The following is a 20,252-nucleotide window of genomic DNA, read 5'->3' as shown; positions in this document are numbered from 1 at the left end:
TCGTATGAGAAATCGGAAAAGCATATTTTCAGCCGAAGTGTAAAAAGGAAATGAGCAAAAAGTGTAAAATTCGACTTGACGTCTACATGGAAATACATTCACCTTAAATCGGTTCATAAACATCAAAAGCGCCTGGTTTTCCCAGACGCCTACTCAGGATAAGTATTTTTGTTTTCCCTCATTCTTATAATCCCTGTCACAAACATCCTGAAAAGGACAGGCTGGACACTCATTCATATTGTACATATCCGAAAACTGCCTTGTATCTTCGAGGAGCGTCTTCATCATCTGCAGGTAGTTTAATCCCGCTTCAAGGCTGTCTTTGTGTGGATTAAATACATGCCTCTCACCATCCATTAAAGTCATGACTTCAATTCTTGACGGCCTTATTCCAAATACCTTTTCTGAAAAAACCACTGTTAAATGACAATAAAGCTCCAGCATTTGCTCGTCAGCATCTACCAGGAATTTCTTCACTATAAAGGAGTCCTGCTGCCATTCCACGACATCAAATGTTAATGAAAGATCTACATTCAGCTCTTTAAGATTCATTTTAAACTTTTCATACAAAAACAGTGGCTGAGCTATTTCGGATTCACTGCTTAAGTATTTCATTAAACCATCTGTTACTGCTGCTGCAGCCATATAATATTGAAGCTGGGAATCAAACATCCGAAGCTCCAGCCTTCCCCAATATTGATCGATCAGCCTAAGAACATTTGCTGGGGTTCGATGGCTTTGCGGCAGCTGAAAATAAGATGAAACTACTTTATTGATAATATGCTGAATGGCCTGATGCCAGCCAAGAGGATGATTTTTCTTTTCAATATGTGTGTAATAAAATTTATAAGGGCACCGGATAAAATCCGTTAAATTCCGGTCAGTCAATGTGCGGACGGATACTTGAGGGCTATTAGTCAAATCCTCGCCTCCTTCAAATAAAAACTATGTATGAAAACGATTATCATTTATGTCTATTTTAATTGATAATGATTATCAAAATCAACATATTTAAAAAATAAATAAAAAATACCTCCAGTTTGATAAGGGATTCTTATTAGGGAGGGAAAACCTAAAATCACACCCAGATTAGCATCAGTAATAGCAGTGTAATAACACTGTATTTAACCCAAAAAACCCAGACCTAAATGGCTCTGGGTTTTTTGTGGTATAAACTTCTTATTTAGTTAAAGCCCCCATTAGTTGAAGAAGAAGTTTTATTTAATTCTTTTGTTGCTTTTTCATATACATCTCTTTTAGTACATCTGGTTCAATTTATTTATTAGTTCATCTGCACATTTATCGCTTGCAAAGTCATCTTTTCCGTCTATTTCCTTTTCCAAATAAGCGGCTGTCATCATTTCAATGCTTTCTTCGCTATAAGTGCTAGCGTCAGAAAATGCAGATTTACTACGTAAAGGAAGTTTTAATGTAAAAAAATATAAATCTAGTTTTTCAGATTAAATGAGAAATTAGGTTTTTTCATTAATAGAAAAATACTTATAAGTATTTATCACTAATTACTTTCATATGGTGTAACTCGTGCCCGGCAATGCCATATGCAATGGCACCTACCGAAACGGGGCTGTTCATTACAGTTCCATTACGAACCCATGCTGCATCATCAATGGTTGAAATAAGGCTTAACGTGTTGGAGCGTACCGTGTCTAAACCAGCCAGTAACTGCTCCCAGGATAATTTGTTGAAGTTTGCCACAGAAACGTATTGATCCTGTTCCATAGCTGGGAGTGATGCACTTTCATTTCGTGCAATGGCAAGCATTCGATACGACATCACACGTTCCGAGTCGGTCATATGTCCAATCACTTCTTTTAAAGTCCATTTCCCAGGTGCGTACGCCTTCCTTGCTGACTCCTCTGATATGCTGCTTAAGAGGGTAATGGTCTTAGTTCGTTGCTTACTAAGTATTTCTTCAATATCTCCATCTGGCACCAGACTAACATACCTATCATGCTCAGGATTTTCAATACATAATGGTCGTGAACGCACAAGAATCCTCCTCATCGGGATAGTTAATTATGGTCCTAGACTAATATTCGACTGTCAAGAAGATATTTCCTTTATTTTTGATCTTTAATTTTAATTTCATTACCGCAAAATAATTGCAAAAAACAACTTTATTATCTCTGTACAACTGATTTATGCAGTTAACATAATACAGATGATAATGAATTAATTCACTTTTTATTCCACTAACCTGCTCTTTAATGAAATATCCAATATTTACAATTGTATCACACAATTCCTTCCTAGAAGCTCAAAAGAGTAAGGTTCTACTCAAGGACAGGTTGCGGATTAACAAGTCATTTAGCAATTAATTGACACCTCATTTTTTGGTGTACAATAATTATTATACGCTTGATAATTAAGATACTAATTGAAGTGTTAATTCGCCACAAAATTACATGAAAATATTGTTATAACAACAAAAATAGCAGGTCTAATTCTTAATCGAATTAGCCTGCTATTTTTATTGCTATTTGTCAATTTCTCCCCAAACTGATCCCCTTACCAGTTTGAAGGCGTATTCTTATTTGCCTGCTTATTTTTCAAAGGGATAGATCAAATCTTTGTCCAGCCCAATTTGTTCAAAAAAGTGATCATGTATGAATTGCCTGATTTCCATAAGTTCTGAACCTGTCGGAAAAGCAGAAACATTAATGGCCGGCAGGTGTCCTATCAGCTTGGATGACTGATTAAACTCAGTAGAAATGACCATATCGAACTCCTCATATTCAGAAATTAAATCCACGCTTGATGAATCAAGTGTTGATATTGCCAGCTGGTTACCAAAATGATATTTTAGCACTTCCCTGATATAATCTTTTTCATAATATGTCCGGCATACCAGTGCAGCCTGTATGAAGTGCTTATTCTTTCTTCGCAGAATAGCAGCCTGAAAGAGAGTAAAAATTTCAAGAACATCCAGCTTACTAAAAAACAGGGGAATCTCCGAGAATGTTTTGACTGCCAGGTCCTCTATTGTTTTAAAAAGTGAATTCCCCTCATAATATGGAAGGTACTGGATCATTGAGCTATGCAGTGTTTCAGTATTAAATTCTTTCCCAAGATGTATTCTTTTAAAGGTCTGGTAAATATGAAATAAGAAAATATCATCATCTGTTAAATTGAACCCTGCTATATTCGAAAGGCTTTCCAGGCAGACAGAAAAGGGATGTTCCCTTTCGCCTATCCTTCTTCCGCGAAGATACCTCAGATGCTGCGACCGATTCGTCGGCCTTTCTTCGCTGATTAGATAAATGGCGAAGAACAGGATCTCCTGAAGCTGTATTTCCCTGGATGGAATTTTGGCTTTAATAATAAACTGCGCTAAGTCTTTTGCAGCGAGGAAATTTTTACTTTCTTTGTATGCATCAAGCAGACCTTTTGGAAACGAAACAAAATATCCCATAGACATGCGCAGATTTGAAATATAGATTATCATTTTGAGGCGTTGAATGGCTCCTGTCCGGAGAGTCATCGAATAGCCAGATGTTACCTCCAGCAAGGCAGACTGAAACTCCCCTGAATGCAGCCAATCCTTCTCAGCTTCCTGTTTAAAGCTCAGTAAATCTAAGTATTGCATGAGAAAACGCCTGATATTTCTTTCATCACCAACTACTTTGAAAGGGCTTGGAGTTAATGTAAGCTGCGATTCTTTCAGCACTTCCTGCAGCTTCTCAATGTGGCGGTAAGCGGTCGAACGGCTTATATGCACCTTATTGGCTACTTCGGATATGTCAATTCCATCGCTCAATAAAATCAGCTTTAATGTATGAAAATACGTATTTTTTTCGCGGATTTCTCTTAAGATGCTTTCCAGCGTGCCACTTTCAGGCTTTTTTAACTTAACGCCCAAGGTCTCATGCTTTTCGAGTTTCCAATTCTCCGGCAGAATCGTCTCCATGAATTCCAGATCACGCCATATCGTGCTTTTGGAAAAGCCTGTTCGTTCTGCCAGCTGAGCTAAGCTGATCCATTTATTTTCACTGAGCAAATGAAAGATTAAATCTGAGTAGCGTTTATAAAACCGATTCATTTTATCACCTGTCTTTTCAACCTCTTCCAAGTTAGCTTTTCTATTACCCTCACTGTTTACTCATTCTTAATTACAATTCACCATAAAAAGACATGCTCCGGAGAACATGCCTTTTAATAAATTCAGCGCATTTTTAATTTCTAACCGATTCTAACCCAGCCTCTTTTAATCGCCAGTAATACTGCCTGTGTCCGATCATGAACCTTTATCTTTCTCAGAATGCTGCTGACATGATTTTTAACTGTCTTATCGCTTATAAAAAGAATCTTACTGATATCAGTATTGCTATTTCCATCTGCCAGCAGCTGCAGCACCTCACATTCGCGCCGGGTTAAAATATGCAGAGGACGCTGATAGCCTTGACTGGAGACATAATTGCTGACTGATTTTAATTCTGTAAGTCTCCTATATTCCTTAATAATATTTTTTGTAACCTTCGGATCCAGATAACTTCCGCCGCCGGCAACAACCCTGATTGCTTCTGTCAGCCCTTTTGCCCCAATATCTTTCAGCAGGTATCCGGAAGCACCATTTTGCAGCACCCGTGTTACATAGTTCTCATCATCATAAAAAGATAAAATAAGAACCTTGCTTTTCGATTTATTCTCACTCAGCTTATCGGTTGCTTTGATGCCATTCATATTTGGCATATCGATATCCATAATCATTACGTCCGGTTTAAAAGCTTTATCAATTTTGAGAGCGTCGCGTCCATCTTCCCCTTCAGCAACTACTTCAATGCCCTCTTCCATTTCCAGGATCCGTTTGATTCCTTCTCTGTAAAGCTTATGATCATCTATTATCGCTATTTTCACTACCATTTTCTGTTCACCTGCTCAGCTGTATTCTGAACCAAAAATTCTATAAAACTTATTTTACAAAAGTTTTTTCAAAGTGAAGTTTCAAATATGAGGTTTGCTGTTTCAAAATAGAAATCCCCCTGCTGTTCCCGGACATCCATCAAATAATCTGAATTTTGTGGTATGATCGATTTACTATGAGGAAGGAGTATTCTGTTATGAACTCTTACAGCAGTACCTTAAATGGTGTTTTTCCATCTGTCTGCTCCTTGGATTGCCCGGATCAATGCGGCCTTCTGGTGCATAAAAAAGAAGGAAAAATCGTAAAAATTGAAGGAGATCCCAATCATCCCGTCACACAGGGGAATATATGCAATAAGGTCCGCAGCATGCCTTCAAGGATTTATGATCGGAATCGGCTCAAGTATCCAATGAAGCGTGCAGGGACCAAAGGTGAAGGACACTTTGTACAGATTGGATGGAAAGAAGCTATAGACACGATAACATCCAGATGGAAGGACCTAATTGCCGAAAACGGTCCTGAGTGCATCCTGCCATACAGTTTTTATGGTAATATGGGCAGATTAAGCGCAGAGGGAATGGACCGCCGTTTCTTCCATAAACTCGGAGCAACACGTCTTGACAGGACGATTTGCCAATCTGCCGGTACAGCAGGATATGCATACACAATGGGAGGCAGCTTTGGGATTGACCCGGAGGATACCATCCATTCAAAGCTCATAATTTTATGGGGCATTAATGCAGTCAGCACGAACATGCATCAAATGATTCTCGCCCAGAAAGCAAGGAAAAACGGTGCGAAAATCGTTGTAATTGATGTCCATAAAAACCAGACCGGTAAAATGGCCGACTGGTTTATACCCATTACACCCGGTACCGATACCGCTCTGGCACTGAGTATCATGCATGTTCTGTTTGCGGAAAATTTAGTGGATGAGGCTTTTCTCGAGGAGTTTACGGTTGGCCATCAGGAACTTCGCGAACATGTGAAGCAATATGATCCTGAAACAGCAGCCGGCATAACAGGTGTGCCGAAAGAGGATATTATCAAATTAGCCCGTATGTATGGAGAGACTTCCCCGGCTTTTATCCGGATCGGCAACGGGCCACAGCATCATGACAATGGAGGAATGTGTATCCGCACCATCGCATGTCTTCCTGCCATTACAGGACAATGGCTCTTAAAAGGCGGCGGTGCCATCAAGGGGAACTCCGGCTATCTCGCTTTTAATACAGGAGCCCTTCAAAGGCCTGATCTCCTGCACAAAAAGAATACACGTATCATTAATATGAACGAAATCGGTTCTGCGTTGCTTGAACTGGAAAAACCGATTAAATCCATGTATGTCTATGGAACCAACCCTGCTGTTGTGGCACCGGAGGGGAATAAAGTCCGGCAAGGGCTGCAAAGAGAGGATTTGTTCCTTGTTGTCCACGATCTGTTCTTAACGGAAACGGCCAAATATGCTGATATTGTGCTTCCGGCGTCTTCATCTTTTGAGAGTACGGACATATATTCTTCCTATTGGCATCACTATATGCAGATTCAGGAGCCAGTCATTGAACCATACGGCGAGTCAAAGTCAAATGTCGAAGTATTTCGGCTTCTTGCAGAAGGAATGGGCTATCATGATGCCCTATTTAATGAAACGGAAGAAGAAATGATTGATGCCGCATTAGATTTTCCAGCTAACCTTTTCATTGAAGAAATAAATGCTGAATCCCTGAAGAAAAACAAGTACATTAAAGCGAGGGTAAAACCGCTGTTTCCTGGCAGGCTGCCCACACCAAGCGGAAAAATTGAATTATATTCTCAGAGAATGAAAGATGACGGACATCCTCCTCTGCCTACCTATTTAACGCTGAAGGAAGACGATACCTTCCCGTTTTTATTTGTGCCTGCACCGAATCATAACTTTTTGAATTCAACCTTTTCAAATAATGAAAAACATGCAGGCATGGAGAAGGAGCCCCGCCTTCACTTGAATAGAAAGGATGCGGAGGATGCTGGTATTGTGGATGGAGAGATGGTACGCATTTGGAATGAGCGCGGAGAATGCGAACTCAAAGCGGCTGTTGGGGAGCTTGTCCTTCCAGGCACAGTAGTTTCTCAGGGAATCTGGGCAGATATCCCGGGAACCAAACATTTGGTCAATTCGCTGACACCGGATCGTCTTTCCGATATGGGCGGCGGTGCCGTGTTCTTTTCAGGCCGGGTAAATGTTTCGAAAATCAGTATAGAATAACCCCTGCAAAAAGCAGGGGTTTTTGTATGCTATGAAACATTGTTAGTCTTAAAATTAAGATTATCTATGTATGAATCAATATCCGCTTTGTTCGTTAATACAACGACCTTTTTTCCTTCTGCAGCAAACCTGTCAAGCCGCTCAGCCATTTTCTTTTTGCGAGGACCATATGTTGTCACTATGAATTTTATAAACTTCCAGTCCATTTTCTCCCTGCATCCGGCAGCCATATCTGGCCGGGTTTTGCCAAGGTTGGTCACCCACCTTTTTAATACCCTGTACAGGCAGAGGTACAGGGGCAATTCCAGATATATGACTGTATCACATGCCGCTGCCCTGATTTCAAAAGTATTGCTGTAATTGCCTTCAATAATCCTCTGCTTTTTTTTCACAATTTTACTCTGTGCATCCGAAAATTCCTGAAGCCCGCTTTCCACCCAGCCGGGCTTCCAGTATAAAACATCAAGATGAAGTACCTCAATGCCTGTTTTCTCGCCCAATTTTCTGGCGAAAGTTGATTTCCCTGCGCCTGCTGAAGCACCAATCACCATTACTCTTTTCAAATAATCACCTTCCCTTGCCGAATCCGTTTAATTACATTCAACATCTGTGCTTCTATTCCCTCTTTGGAAGCTAAAGTTATTCTTACTTAAAAACCACCCTAATAAGTGCTATAATATGTAAGTATTTTAATTAGAGGGGCATGATTATATGGCATTAACGAAGAAAAAACGGGTAGTAAAAGAAATAAAACAGCTTATCATGATCACAATAGGTGCGATGATTGCAGCAGCAGGACTTGAGTTTTTCCTCGTTCCCAATAGCATCCTTGATGGCGGTGTTATTGGTCTATCCATAATTGCAGCAGAGCTGACCGGGATGACTATGAGTATATTTTTAATCCTTCTTAACCTCCCATTTCTCTATATTGGCTACCGCAAAATAGGAATGAAATTCACGATACATACCTTATTCGGAGTAATTGTTTTATCCGCAAGTACCGCCTATCTCCACCATTTTGAGCCTGTTACAGATGATTTATTTCTGGCTACAGTCATTGGAGCAGTCATTCTGGGAACAGGAGTTGGCCTTGTCATCAGAACGGGCGGAGCTTTGGATGGTTCAGAGATTATCGCCATCCTGGTCAGCAAGAACCGTCCGGTATCTGTCGGCCAATTTATCATGATTGTCAACGTATTTATCTTTATTCTTGCAGCTTTCCTCGTTTTCAGCTGGGAAACAGCCATGTACTCCATTATCACCTATTATATTGCTTACAAAATGATTGATATCGTTGTGGAAGGTATGGAAGAGCTGAAGTCGGTTACGATCATTTCTGATGTGCCTGAAGAAATCTCAGCCGAGCTCCAAAAGCAATTGGGACGCGGAATGACCTATATTCAGGGTCAGGGTGTTTTTACAGGAGAGCCGAAAAAGATCATTTATACAATCGTAACAAGGATTGAACTATCAACGCTCCGTTCCATTGTCGAAGATATTGATCCCGGGGCATTAGTGGCTATTGAAAATATGGCCGATGTCAGCGGCAGCAACTTTGATAAAGGTACAGCGCACTAAAAAGAAAAGCTCAAGCGCCTTGCCCACGAAGGAACGCAGACTAAGAACGCCACGTCCTCCCGAAAGCTGCCGCTTTCGGTCGTGCGATGTATCGCTGCCGTAGCTTTCCTTGTCCTGTGGCAACGTCTGCATGACCCGCATCCTCCTAAAAGCTAACGCTTTTAGCCGTGCGATGATGATGCTGTCGAAGCGTTCCTGGTGGAGCTGGACAGGAATCGACGTTCAAAAATAATATACTTTCTTATCTTTTTAAAAAAGCAGCCTCCCTCACATGCACCAGTGCGGGAGACTGCTTTTTTGTTATATAAACAGCAGCAGGCTGAGCGCCATGACGGCCATCCCTGCCACAAGACCATAAATGGAGGTATGGGCTTCATCATATTTCTTGGCAGCCGGTAATAATTCATCAAGAGAAATGAACACCATTATTCCGGCAACTGCCGCAAAAATTACCCCAAACATGACATCGTTTAAATATGGCATTAATATCAAGTAGGCCACTATTGCACCAATCGGCTCTGAAAGCCCTGATAAAAATGAGAGCTTAAAAGCCTTCTTCTTGCTTCCTGTGGCATAATAGACAGGAACTGAAACAGCAATCCCCTCTGGTATATTATGGATGGCAATGGCCGCCGCAATGGCGATGCCAAGCGAAGGATCCTGGAGGGCAGAAGTAAATGTTGCAATTCCTTCCGGGAAGTTATGAATTGCAATTGCCAATGCCGCAAAGGTCCCCATCTTTAAGAGTGCCGGATCTTTGACGGCATTGCCGGAATCATTCATTTCTTCCACTGTCCTCACTTCATGGGGATTATCCTTTTTAGGGATAAACCGGTCAATTAATGCAATAAGGAGGATCCCCCCAAAAAAACCTCCAACAGTTGCCCAGTTGCCGCTTACTTGACCTAATGCTCCTACAAGTGCATCTTTGGCTTTAACAAAGATTTCAATCATGGAGACATAAATCATCACACCTGCGGAAAAGCCAAGTGCCAATGATAAAAACTTCGTATTTGTTCTAGAAGTAAAAAAAGCCATTAAACTGCCAATACCTGTCGCTAAGCCGGCAAACAAAGTAAGACCTAATGCAAATAATACTTCCTGCGACATTTCACTCTCTCCTTTTTCTCTATTGCCAAAAAGTTTCTCCAGGGCAACTTTTGCGTTAAAAAAATATATGTGCCAAATTACTATAAGTATATGCGCCTAACTTAAAAAGTTTACTTTGGTAAACATTTTATCTCCAACCCAAACCAAAAGCAATAAAAAAGGACTATTCGATTATTTTTTCTTCAATATTATAAGAAGTATAGAGGAAAATGTGCATAATAAAAACAAAAAACCTTCGCCATTTAATGCAGCGAAGGATCATTCCCAGACTCGTTTTGATTTGAAAAGTTCCTGAAGGTACCCCAATACAGATATGGCCTTACCCTCGGCTTGATGGGTGTTAGACTTGGCTGCATAAGCTCACCTTCAAAAAAATATAGTTAATTAAAAAATATATGATTCTGAAGGTGAAGTAACCTGGTAATTTATACTAGCCATAAAGAAAGAACACCGGCAAAAAAGAGCAGCCTTAGACTGCTCCTGACCCGTATCTTATTTTAGAAAGGTACCATTCATATATTCCTTATAAGCGGTCCGTATTTCTTCTTCCGTATTCATGACAAACGGGCCACGGGCCACAACCTGTTCTTTGACCGGCTCACCTGCATATAGCAGAAAGCGCAAAGGCCCTTCGGCTTTAACGGCTATTTCGCTTTCAGCGTTCCCGCCATCCCCCAATTCAAGGACCTGGCCATTGGCCCCTTGAACTTCATTTTCTCCAAAAATCCCGCTGCCCTCTATAATATAAATAAAGCCTTTGTAGCTTCCAGGCAGTTCCTGTGAAGCTTCAGCGCCTTTTTCCATCCTTACTTCAATCATTGTGACAGGCACATGATTTAAGGTTGGAGATACAACTCCTTTCGAGGATCCGGAGAAGACTTTAAAAACTGCACCCTCTTCCTCCCGGACAGGTACTTCACTGCCTTTAAGGTTTTGGTATCTTGGTGCTGTCATTTTCTTTTCCCGTGGAAGATTGATCCACAGCTGCAGCGAATGGGCAGTAATTCCTTCAGATGGCACTTCATTATGAACGACACCGCTCCCTGCTGTCATCCATTGAACATCACCAGGACCTAACACACCGCCCTCACCGGAATGGCTGTCATAATGCTCAATGGCCCCATCAATGACATAAGTTACCGTCTCAATCCCGCGATGGGGATGAACGTCAAACGCTCCTTTTTGAAACTTATCTTCCATCATCAGCAGAAAGGGGTCATACTTTTCCCAATTTCCCGGTTCTATAACAGGACCTGCTGCATGAATGGGACTGTGCTCCTGCAATTTTACTTTCCTGATTGAAGCAATCTCCCGCTTAGTTATTTTTTTATTCTGCATCACATTTCTCCCCTTTATTATGTAAAGGAGCAATTGAAAACAATTGCTCCAACTATATTATTGATTTCCTTTTTTAATCCACTCAGCAACAGTGACTGTCCTTTTTGCCTGATACTTCACAGCTTCTTTTACATCCTCAATCATTTTTCCATCCTGATCAACCGTTACGCTAGTTCCATATGGATTGCCGCCTGCTCCGAAAAGAACAGGATCGGTGTAACCTGGAGCAGCTACAATCGCTCCCCAATGATACATTGTGGTGTAAAGAGAAAGAATCGTTGCTTCCTGGCCGCCATGCGGATTTTGGGCTGATGTCATCGCACTTACTGCCTTATTCGCAAGCTTTCCTTTTGCCCAAAGACCGCCAGTTGTATCAAGGAACTGCTTCATTTGGGAAGGCATATTGCCGAAACGGGTAGGCACACTGAATATGATGGCATCTGCCCATTCAAGATCGTCCGGCTTAATTTCAGGCACATCCTTTGTAGCCTCGACAGTGGCTTTCCATGCAGGATTGCCTTCAATTGCTGATTGCGGCGCCAGTTCCGGAACCTTAAAAACTTTAACCTCCGCACCAGCTTCTTTGCCGCCTTCCTCCGCCCATTTAGACAATTGATAGTTTGTTCCGCCCATGCTGTAAAAAATAACGGCCAATTTTACATTTTCCATATTAATCTTCTCCTTTTTAGGTGAATTTCCCTATTCTTTCATTCTCTTCCCTTATAATTCATTAGATTAACTTTTTTATATTTCTTTATACCAGCGGGCTGCAGCCTGAACTTCACCCATGGTTAATTGGTGGCCAAAACTTTCCCAGTGAAGTTCTACTTTCGCTCCTGCACCTTCCAATAAAGACTGTAAATCAGTCGATTCTTCTGCAGGACAAATGGGGTCATTGGTCCCGGCCGCGATAAATACGGATGTTCCGCTGAGATCAGGCAATTCAGCACCACGCCTTGGAACCATTGGATGGTGCAGAATCGCTGCTTTTAAGGCGTTGTCATAATGAAATAACAAGCTTCCTGCAATATTAGCTCCATTTGAATAGCCGATTGCCACAATATTGTCTCGCTCAAAGCCGTATTTCTGTGCGGCTTCATCCAAAAAGCCGTTTAATTCTTTTGTGCGAAATAGCAGATCTTCTTCATCAAAGACACCTTCTGCCAGCCTGCGGAAAAATCTTGGCATCCCATTTTCCAGCACATTACCGCGCACACTTAGAACAGAAGCCTCCGGATCAATATGACCTGCAAGCGGCAGCAGGTCAGTTTCTGTACCTCCCGTTCCGTGAAGCAGCAATAATACAGGCTTGGAAGGATCTTTTCCTTTTTGAAAAATATGTTTCATCGTCTCTTCCTCTCTTTGTTTTATCGCAGTCTAACGGGCAGTAAGACCCCCACTTCAAGACTCAGAGGAATCAAAGGAGGATATGGGGGTCAAACTGCCCGTAAAGGCAAAAACGAACAAAGACTAAGAACGCCACGTCCTGTGGCAACGTCTTTGTGACCCACTTCCTCCCAAAAGCTGTCGCATTTGGTTGTGCGATGCTCATGCTGACGAAGCCTTCCTTGTCCTGTGGGCCTCAACTAACAATCAGTGGGGGATAAGTAAAACCCCCACTGATTGAAGTTTCACTTTATTCCAGTTCCCTGACTTCAATCGGGATTAATTTTTGCTCGATGCGATTTCTCATATTCTCATATTGTTCAGGAAGCATCAGCTTCTCCCCCATTTTACCGGGTGATTCGTCATGCGCAAATCCAGGCGGGTCAGTTGCAATTTCAAAAAGAATATCCCCATGCTCCTTAAAATAAATGGCATTAAAATAATTCCGGTCCCTGACTGGTGTTACTCCATAGCCATTAGACCTCACATATTCCTGCCACTCCAATTGATCCTCGTCATCTTCAGCCCGCCAGGCGATATGATGGACAGTTCCGACACCCATCCTGCCTCGCTTACCGGAAGTCTTATTCAGGTCTATGACATTGCCGATTGAGGCTGACGATTGGAACCGGATTATTTCTCCTTCTTCCCCAATGCGTTCAAGACCCATCACCCTTTCAAGCAGATCTGCTGTCTGTTCCGGCTGGGCTGAATAAAGAGTCGCCCCTGCAAAGCCTTTTACTGCAACATCAGGAGTAATGCCTCCAAATGTCCAAGTATTCCTCTCACCCTCATCTCTTTCCACCATTTCTAATACCAGACCATGAGGATCCTGAAATCTAATTGATTCTTCGCCGAATCTTTTTTCCGTTGTGTAAGAAATTTTATATTTCTCAAATCTTTCTCTCCAGAATCCAAGGGAACCCTTGGGAATGGCATAGGAGGTGACCCCGACCTGACCATCCCCAATCTCTCCCTGGAAGGCATTTGCCCATGGAAAAAAGGTAATGATTGTCCCCGGCTTCCCTTCATTATTGCCAAAATACAGGTGGTAAGTGCCAGGGTCATCAAAATTCACAGTCTGCTTGACCATTCTCAAACCTAAAACGCCTGCATAAAAATCGATATTCTCCTGAGGGTGGCCGACGATCGCACTGATATGATGAATTCCACTTGTGGCTTTATTCACTTCTTCACACCTCTTTCTCATTAATGTAACCAAAATTCAATCTATGAAACTCATTTTAAATCAACTATTTTCATTTCAAGATAAAATTTATTTCTCAATCAGAAAACACTCAATGCCTCGAATTAATTTATCTCGAATTCAAGATAATTATAAAATATACTCACGCTTGTGTCAATCTTTCGGATTGAAGCAGAAACTGGACTATTTTGATTGAGCATATTGACATCTCCTAAAACATAAAGGTATATATTAATTATAATATTAGAATTTTCAGACGAATATTTGGAGGTAAGGATATGTACAATGCATACTGCCGAATGTACCAGAAAACCTTCAAGCTGGTATCGCCTCTTTTGCCCTGGCGGGAACCGGAACTGATAGGAGGCGCCAATAGCCTGGACAAACTTCCTGATATTATTAAGAAAACAGGCATAAGCAAAATTTTGATTGTAACGGACAGTGGTATCACTTCTCTTGGGCTGATGGATGGTTTGCTATTAAATTTACAGAAAAGGAATATTGAATTTTATATTTATGATAAAACTGTTCCAAATCCGACAATTAACAATATTGAAGAAGCACTGGAAGTATACATGAAGAATAATTGCCAGGGTATTCTTGCCTTTGGCGGGGGTTCACCGATGGATTGTGCTAAAGGCGTTGGTGCAAGAGTTGTGAGGCCTGAAAAAAGCATCCCGCAAATGAAAGGCCAATTTAAAGTCAGAAAAAAGCTCCCTCCCCTTTTTGCAGTCCCGACTACAGCAGGTACAGGAAGTGAAGCTACTGTTGCAGCGGTCATTACTGACAGCCGGTCACACGAGAAATACGCCATTATTGACCTTTGTCTAATTCCCCATTATGCGGTTTTAGACCCTATGATTACTATAAAACTGCCTCCTCATATTACAGCTGCAACCGGTATGGATGCACTAACCCATGCCATCGAAGCTTACATTGGGAGAAGCAATACAGCAGAGACGAAAAAATTCAGCATAGATGCAGTCCGGCTGATTTATGATAATCTTTACGAAACATATCAGAATGGCGAAAATCTGGAGGCTAGAGCCAATATGCAAAAAGCTTCTTATCTGGCCGGGCTGGCTTTTACCAGGTCCTATGTAGGCAATGTTCATGCTATCGCCCATACGCTCGGAGGATTTTACTCTGTCCCTCATGGTTTGGCTAATGCCATCATTCTTCCATATGTACTGGAGCATTACGGCGAGGCAGTCTGGGAACCCCTAGATGAACTTTCAATGGCGGCGGGCATTGGTGATCCGGGAGCTTCAGCTGAAGAAAATACAAAGAGCTTTATAAGCAGCATAAAATCCCTCAACTATAAAATGGGGATCCCCCTAAAGGTGAGCGGAATAATAGACAGTGACATTCCCATAATGGCTGAACGTGCCTTAAAGGAAGCCAATCCCTTGTATCCTGTACCGAAAATCTTCGGCAGAAATGATATGTTAAAACTGTATCAGATTATAAAGGAATAATTTTCAGGGCATGCCATTCGAACGCATCTATTTCCACGTTTAAAATACCAGTTGCTCACACCAATAAAAGGCAGATGCACATTAATGCATTCTGCCTTAAACCCGTTTTATCTGAACCAGCCCTTCTTCTTAAACCACCAAAACATGCCTAAGGCAATGATAAACATTAATAACAGCGTTTCAAAATATCCATATTTCCACGATAATTCCGGCATATTTTCAAAATTCATACCATAAATGCCCGCTATGAAGGTTAAGGGCATAAAAATGGTGGTTATCACGGTAAGGACTCTCATCACCCGGTTTGTCTGATGGGAGTTGATCGATAAATAACTGTCACGGATATCGTTCGTCAATTCCCTGTTTCCATCAATCATTTCTGTCAATTTTAATAAGTGGTCATGAATATCAGCAAAGTATTCGTATCTTTCCTTCACACCCTTAAGCCTATGTGAATTAATGACACGGTATATTAAATCCCGCATTGGAATCACAGTATATCTAATCTGCAATAAATGATGGCGGATATCAAATAATTTCTCCAATAATTCTTCCATTGTTTCATCATTTGGATTATCTTCAATAAGACTCAAACGATCTTCCAGCTGATAAACGATAGGAAAGTAATTATCCACTATTTTATCAATGATATGGTACATGACCAGGTAAGGGTCCCATTTACTAATCTTCTTACTTAAGCTCAGCCTTTCCCAAACATCATCCATTTCCCTGGAGAGTTCATGATGGTAGGATACTATGTAATTTGAACCAATAAAAAAGTTAATTTCCTGTTTATCTTCGTTAATATGATTTAGGCTATGGGTGACAAAAAAGCTATAGTCTTCATAATAGTCCATTTTAGGGCGCTGGAGTTTGACAACACAATCCTCTATTGCCAGGGGGTGAAAATGAAAAGTCTTGTCAAGTTCAGCAGTTTCCTCCTCGGTTGGCTGATCAAAATCAACCCAAAACCACTTATAACTTTCCCACTCCGCCTTCAGACTCTCTAAAGTAATATTCTTCTTCAATTCATTTTTTTTATTAACAGCTTGTATTCTAATCATGATTGTCTCCTAGTCTTTCCAATCTGCAAACGTATTTTTTCCATTTTTGATAATGATATCCTAACTCTTCCATTGGTTATATTATTATTTACCTCTTTTCCTTGCTCTGTTAAACAAGCTTATGCTTTTCTCGGTAATTATAGAAAATAAACCCTTTAAATCTTCAACTACTTTAACGCTTTTACTGCAAAAAGTAATTTTAATTAACAAAAAATATTGACTTATCTAAACTTATTTGATAAATTATTTTCAAATAATAAATCGCTGAAGAGAAGAGTAAGACAGGAATGCTGTTCCAAAGAGAGCCGGCAAATGGTGAAAGCCGGTGTTCAGTACCTGATCCGAAGATCATCTCTGAGATGCAAAGCTGAAATACAGTAAGCTTTGTCGGGTTTTCCGCCGTTACAATGGAACGCGTATGATTGTACGCAGCTGAGTGCTGCAGTTTCTTGAACTGCGGAATTAGGGTGGTATCGCGAGTATAGACTCGTCCCTTTCTGGGGACGGGTCTTTTTATTTTTAAATAAAGGAGTTTGAACAGCTAATGAAGAAATTTGACAGCTTTTTTATCGGTCTCATGTTATTCTCAATGTTTTTTGGAGCAGGTAATTTAATTTTCCCTCCCTACCTCGGTGCCTTATCAGGTACCTCCTTTTGGCTTGCGATTGCAGGTTTTATTCTGACTGCTGTAGGCTTGCCATTTATTGTCCTGCTTGCCATCTCCATGGCAAAGGGTGGAATTGAAGCGATTGCCAGCCGGGTTCATCCTCTTTTCGGCACTTTATTTATGGTTATCATCTACCTGTCCATTGGTCCTTTCCTGGCTATTCCCAGAAATGCAGGTGTTGCTTTCGAGATGGGTATCATGCCATTTATTAATGATTCATGGAACCAATCACTTATATTGTTTACGTATTCCGCAGTCTTTTTCTTGCTTGTATATGTTGTCAGTTTAGATCCGTCCAAAATGGAAAGATTTATGGGCCGCTGGCTTACTCCTGTTCTGCTGCTGTCTGTTGTTATCCTTTGTACAGCTGCAATCATGAATTTTGATACAAAGCAGCTGGCTCCATCTGGCGGTTATGACAGCGGCGCATTCTTTAAGGGTTTCCTTGAGGGCTATAATACAATGGATGCCCTTGCCGCTCTTGCCTTTGGAATTGTCATTCTTACTGCCATCCAGAAAAAAGGTGTACATGACGAAAAGCAATTATCCCTCTATACACTAAGAGCTGCAATAATAGCCGGCGTGCTGCTGGCAGCCGTTTATATTTCCCTTGGATTATTGGGAGCTAAAATAGCTGCGAACGGCACTTTTGAAAACGGGACAGCCATTTTATCATCTGCCGCTACCCTGTTATTCGGAAGGGCCGGAACGGCATTCATCGGTGCAATTTTCACTCTTGCCTGTTTTACGACTGTAGTAGGCTTAACATCAGCCTGCGGACAATATTTCTCAAAGCTGCTGCCAAAGGTAAGCTATAAATTAGTCATTACTGCCGTAACCCTAATTGGCTTCACCTTATCAAATCTTGGGTTAAATCAAATTCTCAAAGTATCTGTTCCTTTCCTGGTAACAGCTTATCCTTTAACCATTGTGCTGATTACGCTGAGCTTCTTTAATGGTTTTTTCCGAAATTCGCGAAAAGTTTACGGGAGTGCGCTATTATTCACAGGAGTATTTGCAGCGCTAGGAGGGTTAAGCACCTTTGGATTTGATCTCGGAGCCCTTCAATCCCTTAGGGAAGTATTGCCTTTCGCATCGGTTGGAATGGAATGGGTTGTACCAGCTGCAGCAGGTACTGCACTGGGCATCCTACTAAGCAAAACTGACAGGCAGCAGCCGGATTCGGCAAAACAGATGGATGTAAAAGCTTCTTTATAAAGAGCCAGGCTGCTTCAAACAGCCTGGTTTTCCTATTCCTTCACTTCATTATAAGACGGCTCCATAAATACTTAATTATAATGTGCAGTAATCACAGCTCTTCCGACACCGGATAGCCCAGATCTCCCATTAAGCTTGCAAGCTGGGGATTATCCCCGACAGCTGCTTTCCTGGTATGTATTATAAGTTCCATTTGGCACCATCCTGCCTTCATGCATAGTTTTATTCCCTTACCCAGATTGCTTTTGTATATCCAATTTTCAATCCTGCTTTTTCCATATTATTCTGGCTTGCAGAACCAAACCTTGCCTGACCTGTCACCAGCTCTGAATTTTGTGTAATCTTCTGATAGATACGGGCTTGAATAAGCGCGCTGTGGACTCCTCTGTTTCTGAAAGCAGGCACAACAGCAGCAGCCGCAAGATTCACTACTCCGTCATCGATATAAACCACACCTATTCCCGCTGGTTCATTGTTTACAAAGGCAAGGTAAAAGACCCAGTTTCTATTGTCATAAAGAACTTCATTTTTTTCAGCTATTCCTTGGCTAAGGAAAGCAGGCATTCCAAACCCCTTTGTATATAGCTCGCCGAAAAGATCAAAATCGCTTCTTTGCATCCTTCGTATATCAATATCGCCATTAATGGGAATGTCCACAAGATCTGAAGGTTCCGCAAACAAAGTGGTATGGAAATCACATTGATAGAACCCTTTTTGATGAAGGATCTTCAGTAAATCTGATGATCCGTTTGATGGTGTAATTTCCAATCGTATGGGAATTCCTTTTCCCTGATAGAAATCAATAATTTGATCCAGAGCTTCGATATCTGCTTCGTTAAATCCTTTTACAAGATTGAAGGATGGACCCGGTATATTCCTGGCAGCAAAAGCGGTTGTCCCGCCTATCCTTTTTATTTCCACGCCCATTGGGTTTCCATCCCGATTTTTAATTGCTGTCAATCTGGATAGCAGCACACTTGTCTCTGCCTTGTCCAATCTTTCAGCTAAGTCACTTTTCATCACTAGATTCATAATTTTTCACCTCATTTATTTAACGTCAAGCCTTCCAAAAGAATCCAATATTTTGTACCGCTTAACAGCAAGTATTCCTTTCCAATGATTGCTTGCAACCTGGAATTCATTTTCATATTGTCCCCAGCTCCAGGGAATGTTCCAAGTTCCTTCATTTGAGAGCTGCTCAATATAGAAATCAAGATTATCATCTATTGACGTTCCAAATCTCATAGAAAGAGAACCTTCTGGCTGCTCAGCGAAATCCAAGGGAGTGGCTACATAGCCTTCTGCCCATTCTGATTTATTCTTCCCGGCAGCTTTGTAAGCAAGAGCATTCACTTTTTCAGCCGTCTCCTTGAGCGGGTAATTAAGTCTTGAATCAAATTCAGATTCCTGCTTCGACATTAGCTTTACCAATTGCTGAAAATTGTTTATTTCATGTCTATCCATTTCATCAACTTCCATACAATATGTAATTGCATTCTTTACGGTTTTCCATCCTATTTCAGCAGCACTGCTTCCAGATGGCGACCAATGCAATAAGAACCCTGCAAGCTCTGCACTTGGATTATAAGCCCAATTATCCTGGATATTCTCTGTCCAATGCCACCAAGGAGCATGTGGGTACTCATTGTTTGAAGTCATCACAGATGGCCACATTTTATTCTCATGGATATAGCTGTGTTCTAGATAATTTACTAGTTTTTGTACTACTTTCAACTCGGGTTTTGCTTCAATTTCCATTAAGATTTGACCGGCAGCCCAGGAAGCCATAGGTGACGAGTATGGTGACCAGAAATCAGGTTCAATGCCATGGCCAAATCCCCCGTCTTCATTCTGAAACGCTTCTATACATTTTATTACCCCTTCATCATTACAATCCTCAAAATGGTACGACCATAAAGCAGATTCAAGCGGTCTTGCATTTCTTTTTATCCATCTGCTTGTGTTCTGAAATTTTTCTTTCGTTATCTTCATATATAAAATCCTTTCTTAATTAGGAGCTTTGATTTCTTATTAGTTTTTCTAGCTATAATATCAATTTCCTTTTTTAAACAATAAAAA

17 protein-coding genes and 1 other annotated feature are annotated in these 20,252 nt (G+C 41.1%); of the genes, 4 read left to right on the top strand and 13 right to left on the bottom strand.

All coding sequences use genetic code 11. The features are described 5' to 3' along the window. Nucleotides 1–153 precede the first annotated feature (153 nt). The 4 genes from BK139_RS12835 to BK139_RS12815 all read right to left on the bottom strand — a co-directional run bounded on the left by BK139_RS12835 (nt 154) and on the right by BK139_RS12815 (nt 4,881). A complete protein-coding gene (locus tag BK139_RS12835) occupies nt 154–921 on the bottom strand; it encodes a hypothetical protein (protein ID WP_076259320.1) in 768 nt (255 codons plus the stop codon). Nucleotides 922–1,500: 579 nt separating this feature from the next. After that, a complete protein-coding gene (locus BK139_RS12830) occupies nt 1,501–2,010 on the bottom strand; it encodes a DinB family protein (RefSeq protein ID WP_076259318.1) in 510 nt (169 codons plus the stop codon). Nucleotides 2,011–2,563: 553 nt separating this feature from the next. Then, a complete protein-coding gene (locus tag BK139_RS12820) occupies nt 2,564–4,060 on the bottom strand; it encodes a BglG family transcription antiterminator (protein ID WP_139325625.1) in 1,497 nt (498 codons plus the stop codon). Nucleotides 4,061–4,200: 140 nt separating this feature from the next. Next, the gene (locus BK139_RS12815; RefSeq protein WP_076259309.1) at nt 4,201–4,881 is read right to left on the bottom strand and encodes a response regulator transcription factor; all 681 of its coding nucleotides are present in this window, start codon (nt 4,879–4,881) and stop codon (nt 4,201–4,203) included. A gap of 197 nt (nt 4,882–5,078) precedes the next feature. On the opposite strand from BK139_RS12815, the gene BK139_RS12810 reads away from it, so the two are divergent. Then, nucleotides 5,079–7,127 carry a molybdopterin-containing oxidoreductase family protein gene (locus tag BK139_RS12810; protein ID WP_076259306.1) on the top strand — a complete coding sequence of 683 codons (2,049 nt, stop codon included), beginning with the start codon at nt 5,079–5,081 and terminating at the stop codon, nt 7,125–7,127. A 29-nt stretch (nt 7,128–7,156) separates the two neighbouring features. On the opposite strand, the gene BK139_RS12805 is transcribed toward BK139_RS12810, so the two are convergent. Further along, the gene (locus BK139_RS12805) at nt 7,157–7,690 is read right to left on the bottom strand and encodes a P-loop NTPase family protein (protein WP_076259303.1); all 534 of its coding nucleotides are present in this window, start codon (nt 7,688–7,690) and stop codon (nt 7,157–7,159) included. Nucleotides 7,691–7,838: 148 nt separating this feature from the next. On the opposite strand from BK139_RS12805, the gene BK139_RS12800 reads away from it, so the two are divergent. Then, a complete protein-coding gene (locus tag BK139_RS12800; protein ID WP_076259300.1) occupies nt 7,839–8,705 on the top strand; it encodes a YitT family protein in 867 nt (288 codons plus the stop codon). Between the two features lie 300 nt (nt 8,706–9,005). Here BK139_RS12800 and zupT read toward each other — a convergent pair whose 3' ends face one another. The 5 genes from zupT to BK139_RS12775 form a co-directional block, all read right to left on the bottom strand. Further along, on the bottom strand, nt 9,006–9,815 hold the full coding sequence (gene zupT / locus BK139_RS12795) for a zinc transporter ZupT (protein WP_076259297.1): 810 nt from the start codon (nt 9,813–9,815) through the stop codon (nt 9,006–9,008). Between the two features lie 492 nt (nt 9,816–10,307). Beyond that, on the bottom strand, nt 10,308–11,153 hold the full coding sequence (locus BK139_RS12790) for a pirin family protein (protein ID WP_076259294.1): 846 nt from the start codon (nt 11,151–11,153) through the stop codon (nt 10,308–10,310). A gap of 57 nt (nt 11,154–11,210) precedes the next feature. Beyond that, the gene (gene wrbA / locus BK139_RS12785; RefSeq protein WP_076259291.1) at nt 11,211–11,822 is read right to left on the bottom strand and encodes an NAD(P)H:quinone oxidoreductase; all 612 of its coding nucleotides are present in this window, start codon (nt 11,820–11,822) and stop codon (nt 11,211–11,213) included. A 75-nt stretch (nt 11,823–11,897) separates the two neighbouring features. Continuing rightward, complete coding sequence (locus tag BK139_RS12780) at nt 11,898–12,500, bottom strand: alpha/beta hydrolase (protein ID WP_076259288.1); 603 nt, start codon at nt 12,498–12,500, stop codon at nt 11,898–11,900. Nucleotides 12,501–12,789: 289 nt separating this feature from the next. After that, nucleotides 12,790–13,728, bottom strand: a complete 939-nt coding sequence (locus tag BK139_RS12775) for a ring-cleaving dioxygenase (RefSeq protein WP_076259285.1) — start codon at nt 13,726–13,728, stop codon at nt 12,790–12,792. Nucleotides 13,729–14,024: 296 nt separating this feature from the next. On the opposite strand from BK139_RS12775, the gene BK139_RS12770 reads away from it, so the two are divergent. Continuing rightward, nucleotides 14,025–15,224, top strand: coding sequence for an iron-containing alcohol dehydrogenase (locus tag BK139_RS12770; protein WP_076259282.1), 1,200 nt, complete (start codon nt 14,025–14,027; stop codon nt 15,222–15,224). A 107-nt stretch (nt 15,225–15,331) separates the two neighbouring features. Here the strand turns inward: BK139_RS12770 and corA are convergent, their stop codons facing one another. Then, nucleotides 15,332–16,288, bottom strand: a complete 957-nt coding sequence (gene corA, locus BK139_RS12765; RefSeq protein ID WP_076259279.1) for a magnesium/cobalt transporter CorA — start codon at nt 16,286–16,288, stop codon at nt 15,332–15,334. Between the two features lie 255 nt (nt 16,289–16,543). Beyond that, nucleotides 16,544–16,786: a binding site (T-box leader), on the top strand. Between the two features lie 46 nt (nt 16,787–16,832). On the opposite strand from corA, the gene brnQ reads away from it, so the two are divergent. Next, entirely contained in the window at nt 16,833–18,173 is a 1,341-nt protein-coding gene (gene brnQ / locus BK139_RS12760; RefSeq protein WP_076259276.1) for a branched-chain amino acid transport system II carrier protein, read from the top strand. Nucleotides 18,174–18,395: 222 nt separating this feature from the next. Here brnQ and BK139_RS12755 read toward each other — a convergent pair whose 3' ends face one another. Both BK139_RS12755 and BK139_RS12750 read right to left on the bottom strand, forming a co-directional pair. Next, the gene (locus BK139_RS12755) at nt 18,396–19,205 is read right to left on the bottom strand and encodes a GNAT family N-acetyltransferase (protein ID WP_076259273.1); all 810 of its coding nucleotides are present in this window, start codon (nt 19,203–19,205) and stop codon (nt 18,396–18,398) included. Nucleotides 19,206–19,220: 15 nt separating this feature from the next. Next, nucleotides 19,221–20,165, bottom strand: coding sequence for a hypothetical protein (locus BK139_RS12750; protein ID WP_076259270.1), 945 nt, complete (start codon nt 20,163–20,165; stop codon nt 19,221–19,223). Nucleotides 20,166–20,252: the final 87 nt, after the last annotated feature.

The organism is Paenibacillus sp. FSL R5-0490, assembly GCF_001956215.1.
Classification (GTDB): Bacteria; Bacillota; Bacilli; order Bacillales; family Cytobacillaceae; genus Cytobacillus.
This window is presented reverse-complemented; position numbering and strand designations above follow the sequence as displayed.

Excerpts from the sequence above, each read along its gene's own strand:
- BK139_RS12820 (WP_139325625.1), bottom strand. The coding sequence starts at position 4,060 with ATGAATCGGTTTTATAAACGCTACTCAGATTTAATCTTTCATTTGCTC.
- BK139_RS12815 (WP_076259309.1), bottom strand. The coding sequence starts at position 4,881 with ATGGTAGTGAAAATAGCGATAATAGATGATCATAAGCTTTACAGAGAA.
- BK139_RS12810 (WP_076259306.1), top strand. The coding sequence starts at position 5,079 with ATGAACTCTTACAGCAGTACCTTAAATGGTGTTTTTCCATCTGTCTGC.
- BK139_RS12800 (WP_076259300.1), top strand. The coding sequence starts at position 7,839 with ATGGCATTAACGAAGAAAAAACGGGTAGTAAAAGAAATAAAACAGCTT.
- zupT (WP_076259297.1), bottom strand. The coding sequence starts at position 9,815 with ATGTCGCAGGAAGTATTATTTGCATTAGGTCTTACTTTGTTTGCCGGC.
- BK139_RS12790 (WP_076259294.1), bottom strand. The coding sequence starts at position 11,153 with ATGCAGAATAAAAAAATAACTAAGCGGGAGATTGCTTCAATCAGGAAA.
- wrbA (WP_076259291.1), bottom strand. The coding sequence starts at position 11,822 with ATGGAAAATGTAAAATTGGCCGTTATTTTTTACAGCATGGGCGGAACA.
- BK139_RS12780 (WP_076259288.1), bottom strand. The coding sequence starts at position 12,500 with ATGAAACATATTTTTCAAAAAGGAAAAGATCCTTCCAAGCCTGTATTA.
- BK139_RS12770 (WP_076259282.1), top strand. The coding sequence starts at position 14,025 with ATGTACAATGCATACTGCCGAATGTACCAGAAAACCTTCAAGCTGGTA.
- corA (WP_076259279.1), bottom strand. The coding sequence starts at position 16,288 with ATGATTAGAATACAAGCTGTTAATAAAAAAAATGAATTGAAGAAGAAT.
- brnQ (WP_076259276.1), top strand. The coding sequence starts at position 16,833 with ATGAAGAAATTTGACAGCTTTTTTATCGGTCTCATGTTATTCTCAATG.
- BK139_RS12755 (WP_076259273.1), bottom strand. The coding sequence starts at position 19,205 with ATGAATCTAGTGATGAAAAGTGACTTAGCTGAAAGATTGGACAAGGCA.
- BK139_RS12750 (WP_076259270.1), bottom strand. The coding sequence starts at position 20,165 with ATGAAGATAACGAAAGAAAAATTTCAGAACACAAGCAGATGGATAAAA.